Genomic DNA, 4,054 nt, shown 5'->3' with positions numbered 1-4,054 from the left:
CAGGCCGAGGCGCTGCTGGCCCGGCACGCCAAGCCGGAGGCGCTGCTGGCCGCGATGGACCTGGTCGCCGCCGCGCTCGGCCGCCGCAACATCAGCATCGAGCAAACAGATCCGCGCAGCGAGGCGGCGCGCTATTGCCTCGGCGAATACTACGCCGAGTTGTCGCGGCGCTTAAAAGGCGGCTTCGACGTGGCGCTGTCGCGCGATCCGGATGCAGCCGACATGATCGCGCCGCGCGGCACGTTCCTGGTGGCGCTGTCGGACGGAATGCCGCTCGGCTGCGTCGGACTCAAGAGGCATGGCAGGGTAACAGCCGAAATCAAGCGCCTCTGGGTCTCTCCGTCAGCGCGCGGTCTCGGTATCGCACGCGGGCTGATGGATGCAGCCGAAAACGCCGCGCGAGACCTCTCGATCCAACTGCTGCGCCTCGACACCAACAGCGCGCTGCCCGAGGCTCGCCAGCTCTATCGCAGCACCGGCTGGATCGAGATCGAGCGGTTTAACGACGATCCCTATCCGGATTTGTTCTTCGAGAAACGGCTGTGATTGCAAGCGCCGGGCGACGCCGTTTCGAGCCGGCGAATTGGCAAAGCGCAATCGCAGCCGGGCCCGCAGGCCGAGAGCTGCATCAAGATTGCGCCCATTTTGGGCGCGTGATATATTCGGTGCATGAGGATCATCGCTCGACGCACATTGCGACAGTTCGTCGAGACGCGGCGGAAGCATAAAGATCATGCCGCGTTGAAGGCAGCTCTGGACGCCTGGTTCGATGAAGTCAAGAAAGCACGATGGTCAAGCGCTTCGGATGTCAAGCGGAGCTATGCGACGGCAAGTATCGTGACGGCGGACCGGATCGTGTTCAACATCAAAGGCAATGATTATCGGCTGGTTGTTGCGGTTGATTTCGAAAAGAGCATCGTATGGATCAAATGGATCGGTACCCATCGCGACTACGACAGCATCAACGTGAAGGATGTGCGGTATGAAAGTGACTGAGATCAAGCCGATCCGCACCGAGCGCGACTACGAGGCCGCACTCGAGGAAGTCGAACGGTTGTGGGGCGCCAAGGCGGGTACGGCGCAAGGCGATCGCCTGGATGTGCTCGCGACCCTCATCGATGTCTACGAGACAGAGCACTATCCGATGGATCCGCCCGATCCCATCGAGGCCATCAAGTTCCGCATGGAGCAGCAGGGACTCACGCGCAAGGATCTGGAACAGATCATCGGCACGCGCACCCGGATTGCCGAGGTGCTGAACCGAAAGCGCGGACTCTCGATCACCATGATCCGCCGCCTGCACGAGCGGCTCGGGATCTCGGCGGAGGTGTTGATCAGGCCCAGCCGAAAGCGGGCTGCGTGAGAAGCGATCGGAGAGCAGACTAGCTGGATGCATCATCGAGCCGAGCCTCCGTGCTACACGAACGCAGGGCATATTGCGCTTTTCCGCTGTAAGGCCGCGGGCCGCGGTCAGGCGCTCATCCCGATCGCAGGCTGAAATGGCGGATCATCTTTAGGCATAGGTGGTGCCGGAGCATAGCAATCGAATTGCATGGTGAATGCGGCGCAGCCCCTCGACATCGCATGCAACGCGCTGCCGTAACCGAACAGGCTCATGAGCGGTACGATAGCATCGATCGTCACGGCCGCTTCGATTCTCTCACTCACGATCATGGCGTCTTCGGCGACATTGGACACGAACAGGTAGCCCTTGACGGCTTCGCGCGGTTCAACGGCGAGCTTGACTGAAGAAAATTGCCGCATCGACCCGATGGGCTTGTCGTGCGTGTATTCAGCCTCGGCGCGTCGGGTCGGACGTTCAAGAAACGCCACCTGGGGCGCGCCGATGCGGACCTCGATTCCATTGCGTGTCAGAATGTCGGCCTTGCCTTCAAGGTGGCCTTCGTTCAATCCCTTCAAGATGGTCTGGTGGGACTCATGATCGATTGATACCCGAAACGATACGTCCTCGGCGGTGAGCTTCGCGAGCACATTTCCGAGCCGCTCCTGGTCGGCTTTTGATTTCGGCTCGATCGCCATTTGAACCAGCAACGGCGGCGTATGGATATCGCCAGGCATCGTCCAATTCCCTGGAAGCCAGAAAGGTTATCTTAGCTGAGGTTTGGTCGCGAGATGGAGAACCGCATCAAGCATCTCCGTGGGCTCCAGTAAATTTGTTCGTGATCCTGTAACCGCCGTGTTCATAGCCGGAATTGGTGGAATGCGTTTTCCTAACTAACGACCCTGCCTTAAGCGCTGTCCATCGGCTGTGTAGAACAGCTCATTTTGCCAGCCACTTCAATCAGATCGCGCGTTTCAAGGCCTGCTTTCAAAATTATCCGCTTGCACCGTCGGGCAAATCGCAACGATGATCTGGCCATCCCGCCTCATCGAAGAGGGGCGTTTCGGCCGATCGTCACGAGCGTGGGGGCGGGGAGCGGTGGACGTGGAGGGCGCGTGAGACGAACGCGCCTGAGACGGACGGCGAAGTCGTGGGGTTCTGGCATCCCGGTGCTGATGCCGTGCCGACGCGAAAGCGTCGTGCACATACGGGGGCAAACAAGCCGGTCCCCGGGGAGACCTCGTATAAGCCGTAAACCATCGCGCGGGGAATGCCGGATGATCGGCTGAACCTGTGGTGACTGCCGCCAGCTTTTCTTGTCGCTGGCGGGCCATGGGTGAGGCCCTCACCCGGCATTCCCTGCGCCCTCTCGTTTTCGAGGGCAGATGATATGGGCAACTCGGGCGCGGATGCGCCGCGGGATCGCCGCGTCACGTCTCGAATGCTCACGCAGCAAACACCGGTGTCGTCCTCGCCAACGCGAGGACGCATAACCACAGGTCACTGTTTATGCCACGTCTACTCGACCAGCCTGCGCTCGCCATAACTCCCTGCGTACGGGTCCCGGGTCGCGCTCGCTCCGCTCGCTTGCCCGGGACGACAGCGGAGGATGTCGCTCGCATCTCATTCCAGGATCGGCACGCTCACCCAGCGGATGAAGGAGAAGGGCTGTGCTTCCCCGCGCATCGAGATCTGCGGTTCCCGCCCTGTTGATGGGCGTGGTATCGGATGTTGCGTCGAAGCGGCCGGCCATGCTTCACATCCCATCCCACCTGCCGGAAAAAGGCCTGCTCATCTCGTCAGGAGACCGAGAGCAGGGCTCGGAAACGCTGGAGCCCGTATGTCGTCCATCTCTGATGATCTTCGCACCGCAGCATTGAGGTATCACCGGTTTCCGCGCCCCGGCAAGCTGGAGATCGTGGCCTCCAAGCCGCTCGCCAACCAGCGCGACCTGGCGCTGGCCTATTCGCCGGGCGTGGCCGCTGCCTGCACCGAGATCGCCGAGAACCCGGCCGAGGCCGCCACGCTGACCGCGCGCGCCAATCTGGTCGCGGTGGTCTCAAACGGCACTGCGGTGCTGGGGCTCGGCAATATCGGCCCGCTGGCGTCGAAGCCGGTGATGGAAGGCAAGGCGGTGCTGTTCAAGAAGTTCGCCGGCATCGACGTGTTCGACATCGAGATCGCGGCCGACACCATCGAGCGCGTGGTCGAGACGGTGGCGGCGCTGGAGCCGACCTTCGGCGGCATCAACCTGGAGGACATCAAGGGCCCGGAATGCTTCGAGATCGAGGCGCGGCTGAAAGAGCGGATGAAGATCCCGGTATTCCACGACGACCAGCATGGCACCGCCATCATCGTCGGCGCCGCGATCAAGAACGCGCTGCTGCTCGCGGATAAGAATCTCGCGGACGTCAAGATCGTCGCCTCCGGCGCCGGCGCCGCCTCGATCGCCTGCCTCAACATGCTGGTGTCGCTGGGCGCGCAGCGCAAGAACATCTGGGTCACCGACATCGACGGCGTGGTCCATGAGGGCCGCAACACGCTGATGGACCCCTGGAAGGCAGTTTATGCGCAGAAGACCGACGCGCGGACGCTCAGCGACGTGATCGGCGGCGCCGACATCTTTCTCGGCGTCTCGGCCGGCGGCGTGCTGAAGCCCGACATGGTCAAGCGGATGGCCGACAAGCCGCTGGTGATGGCGCTGGCCAATCC

Annotated in this window: 5 protein-coding genes; 4 read left to right on the top strand and 1 reads right to left on the bottom strand. The window is 62.2% G+C overall.

Annotated features, from left to right (window positions below):
• From WA702_RS21220 to WA702_RS21210, 3 genes are all read left to right on the top strand, one after another.
• A partial coding sequence (locus WA702_RS21220) for a GNAT family N-acetyltransferase (RefSeq protein WP_425112510.1) occupies nt 1–546 on the top strand: 546 nt, incomplete at its 5' end.
• A gap of 123 nt (nt 547–669) precedes the next feature.
• Complete coding sequence (locus WA702_RS21215; RefSeq protein WP_425112509.1) at nt 670–996, top strand: type II toxin-antitoxin system HigB family toxin; 327 nt, start codon at nt 670–672, stop codon at nt 994–996.
• Nucleotides 983–1,363, top strand: a complete 381-nt coding sequence (locus WA702_RS21210) for a helix-turn-helix domain-containing protein (RefSeq protein ID WP_425112507.1) — start codon at nt 983–985, stop codon at nt 1,361–1,363. Before WA702_RS21215 ends, WA702_RS21210 begins: the two co-directional genes overlap by 14 nt.
• A gap of 107 nt (nt 1,364–1,470) precedes the next feature.
• On the opposite strand, the gene WA702_RS21205 is transcribed toward WA702_RS21210, so the two are convergent.
• Nucleotides 1,471–2,079, bottom strand: a complete 609-nt coding sequence (locus WA702_RS21205; protein WP_425112506.1) for a hypothetical protein — start codon at nt 2,077–2,079, stop codon at nt 1,471–1,473.
• Nucleotides 2,080–3,182: 1,103 nt separating this feature from the next.
• Here WA702_RS21205 and WA702_RS21200 point away from each other — a divergent pair.
• Nucleotides 3,183–4,054: malic enzyme-like NAD(P)-binding protein (locus tag WA702_RS21200; RefSeq protein WP_425112505.1), on the top strand; the 872-nt coding region annotated here is incomplete at its 3' end.

This window comes from Bradyrhizobium sp., from assembly GCF_049798375.1.
Classification (GTDB): Bacteria; Pseudomonadota; Alphaproteobacteria; order Rhizobiales; family Xanthobacteraceae; genus Bradyrhizobium.
Note: the sequence above shows the minus strand (reverse complement) of the source record. Positions and strands in the feature narration are given on the sequence as shown.